General features: G+C 41.5%; 4 protein-coding genes. All 4 read right to left on the bottom strand.

Annotation, left to right across the window (positions count from 1 at the left end; all coding sequences use genetic code 11):
- Positions 1-291: 291 nt before the first annotated feature.
- Positions 292-555, bottom strand: a complete 264-nt coding sequence (locus ABJV04_RS19345) for a hypothetical protein (protein ID WP_348423977.1) — start codon at positions 553-555, stop codon at positions 292-294.
- Between the two features lie 317 nt (positions 556-872).
- Positions 873-2,507 carry a TIGR04141 family sporadically distributed protein gene (locus tag ABJV04_RS19340; RefSeq protein WP_348423975.1) on the bottom strand — a complete coding sequence of 545 codons (1,635 nt, stop codon included), beginning with the start codon at positions 2,505-2,507 and terminating at the stop codon, positions 873-875.
- Between the two features lie 98 nt (positions 2,508-2,605).
- Complete coding sequence (locus ABJV04_RS19335; RefSeq protein ID WP_348423974.1) at positions 2,606-3,148, bottom strand: hypothetical protein; 543 nt, start codon at positions 3,146-3,148, stop codon at positions 2,606-2,608.
- Between the two features lie 92 nt (positions 3,149-3,240).
- On the bottom strand, positions 3,241-3,345 hold a 105-nt coding region (locus tag ABJV04_RS19330), incomplete at its 5' end, for an IS3 family transposase (RefSeq protein ID WP_348423979.1).

Raw genomic sequence — 3,345 nt, 5'->3', positions numbered from 1 at the left:
ATGGCTGAGCTGACACAGCAACAATGCGACATCATCGCGGATCGTCTGAACTCTCGGCCAAGAAAGCGCTTGAACTTTAAAACTCCAGAGGAAATCTACTATGGTCGATAATTATTGTCGCGGTTCAAGCTTGATACTAAGACTAGTAATAGTCGAGACATCCAACCCAATTCAATAGGTGCAACCTATGGTACTCTATCGTTTTTTAGCGGACTAATGTGCATGTCCTACTAGCCCCTTCTATTGGTTGATTGGTTGGTTGGTTGGTTGGTTGGTCACTATTGGCCCAATCTATTTTATCCGATTGATGAAAGCGTTGATTTTTCCGGGATTAATTGGCTGCTCTTTACAGCCGAACTCATTCCAGAGCGCAAATACTCTTTCTTCGTCAGGGTTAGGCGCCCTCCCGCCCCCACTACCTTGCGCACCGCAATCTCCACATGAGAGTACCAAATCGATATCTCCTTCTTTTATATATAGTTTCACGCACACGGGAACGCCATCATCTTGACGTTTTCGAATCTGCTCATTAATCCAGCTTGGATTGATATCCACGAGATCTTGCCGCACTTCGTTTACTTCTATTCTTAACGTGTTGTTCGGCCTCTTCTATTTGCTGTTGGGCAAGCTAACCTAAGCTTCGCACTCATCACATGCAATAGCTTTATTCTATGGAAACTATGGTTTCGATAGCCACCTATCATGCATGTCCCATTAGTCCCGCAGGGTTCCACTCGGCCTCTAGAAAGTTGAAAAACCGTCGCGGCCATTTTAAACCAGAACCCACCGATATAAATTTCCTATAAATAAGCTACCTGGGCTTGTCCAACTACAGGATTAAGTCGCGGCTGCGCGCGACATATCCTTATTAGTTATGCATTAGGTTTTTGCTCCGTACCAACACCCGAAATGGTTACCTCAAACCCCCTTTGAGAAAGATTTTCAAATGCCTTCGATAGATTAACTTTGCTGAAGAATGGTAGATTACTCTTTAAGCTCGCTGAATCCTCACCTAAAATTAAGAAGACGACTTCAACTCCATCACTTTTGAAGTTGTCAAGAGGGACGCTATCCTGCAACCCGCTGCTCACTCGCCTCAAAACAGTTCGTGCTTTTTTCCTGAACTCTTTGTCTCCAAGTAAAATCTCAGCAGACACACTGCCTTGAGCGAATAGATGACTTAAACCGGCCGAGCCGCCTTTTCTATGCTTCACATGAATAAACTGTTTGCTATTGGTCATCAAGTCACAAAGTTCTATAGGTGAAGTAGTCCTGTTGCTTTTGATCAGCTTTTTATCGAGCAAGTGATAAGAGTGATCATTAGCAACCCTGGCATTGTAATCACCCTCGGTTTCAATTTTCGATTTTAGCTCCCCATCTTTAGTTTCTTCCCATATGTAAACCTTTGGAAAGGCTAAGGCTGATATATTTATTTGGGAAAGGACTGCATCAATTCTGGACATAAAACTATTGTCAATTTCATACCACAATCCTGCGAACAATATATAAGTCTTATTTGCTTCCTTATGTTCAAAATAAATGCACTTATATATTTGATGTTCGGATTCGTTTTCGTGTACATCATATACAAACAACCGATCCCGTTTAATCGAATCGATTGAAACCGATACAGTGTCTAAATTGTCAAGATAATCACCTGCTTCAATTATTGGCTTTATTGTGCTTTTAGAGCGAGTAAAGCTAAACCCATAAATTGTATCCCATTGAACAATCTCAGGAAGGGTGATGGTTATATCTGAGCTCTTTAATTTAAGTTTTTCAAGTAGCTTTTCATCAAGACCATCTATTTCTGACTTTTCTTTAACCTTCCTAATATTATCGACCCATGAAAACCCATTCTTATATGAATCGTTGTTATAGTAGCTAGAAAGCAAGTCCACCAAGCTTGATATTTCATCGACATTAATCTCTGTAGCAAAGGAGTATACAGAGTCACCGCCTGAAATATTTTTTAAGTTTACGCCAGTTTTTGGTGACCCAGTAACAGCCCGCAGTACATCTCTGGAAATATCAATACCAAAGACTCCAACCGCTGATTCTCTCGATGCTTGCGACTTCTTCTGTACAGCTTGATCCTCTAACGTGAACAGGTCAACGCTGCGCAAGCTGTCATGATTAAGTGTATTGAGAGCAGTTTTTATTCCAAAGTCATGAACAAAGTATTTTGTATCTATTAAGAACCGACCATAACCGAAAGTAAAAGCCATTGTAGCAGTTGCTGTTTTTATAATAAGAACTGCAGAGCTAGAGCGATTAGCAAGTTCATCGAGCGAAACGCCAGTAATGTTCTCAGTAAACGTACTCCATTTTGGCTTCTTTTCTGTAGGTATTTTTACGAATAGCTTTCCTTCAAGTTCATGCTTACTGTCCAGATCATAGGCGTTCACCTGGGATGATCCTTTTAGGAAGTCGGATACTTCTAGCGAAGCATGTTCACCCTTTGCCAAGAATGCGTTTAAATATAAGTACGGCTTTCTCTCTTCCACTGAAATCAACTCCTTACTGATGCATAACGCTTACAGCACGGGCGAGTGTAGCGAGTCCAGCCCGTAGGGCGAACATGCCTGTACTTGTTTGCAGTAACTCAATAATAGACATTCAACATCCTAGCGTCAGATGCTATTAAGTCGTAACGCTCAAAGAATAGCTCATATTTTTCAGGCGTTGCACCATAGGTATGGAGCCATTTTCCACACGCATGACCGAATTTTAGTATGAACTTCTGCAAGTCGTAGTAACCTGTATTTGAATCGTCCAATTTTACGTCTGGGTGCATTTCGCCTACATAGCAAACAAGTTTCCTAGATTTCCCAGAAGCAACTTTCCTCGACTTCAAATTACTCATATGCAAAAGAGAATTCCTGTGTTCCCACAATTCTTCAGGTGTGATTTCGAATCCTGAAAAGTCAAAATAAACCTCAAGCCACTTTATAAAGTTATTTCCCTTTATGTCGCCAAACTCTACATATGATAATGAATCTATGGCCACATAGAGTAGCTTTGTCGCCGATACATAGTGCTTGCTCTGAAAAAGAATACGGATGGGCTGAAAAAAATCGTCATTAAGTAATGCCGACATGTCAAAGGTGTCACCTTTCACGTATTTTTCCAGATAGTCTATGGTCATAATCTTTACTGTTAACGCCCACATTTGCGGCTGGTTTAGAGCGCAGCGCAGAACCAGTGATCTTCCCCCGATAAAATGGACACCTCGTCATTTCAAGCGACCATTCGCTCATATTCCACTGGTGAGCAATACCCGATTCCGGAGTGTAACCTCACCGCATTGTAGAACTTGTTTATATACCGTCCCAAAGCGCGACG

It is taken from the genome of Aliiglaciecola sp. (genome assembly GCF_039982535.1).
Classification (GTDB): domain Bacteria; phylum Pseudomonadota; class Gammaproteobacteria; order Enterobacterales; family Alteromonadaceae; genus Aliiglaciecola.
This window is presented reverse-complemented; position numbering and strand designations above follow the sequence as displayed.

Excerpts from the sequence above, each read along its gene's own strand:
- ABJV04_RS19335 (WP_348423974.1), bottom strand. The coding sequence starts at position 3,148 with ATGACCATAGACTATCTGGAAAAATACGTGAAAGGTGACACCTTTGAC.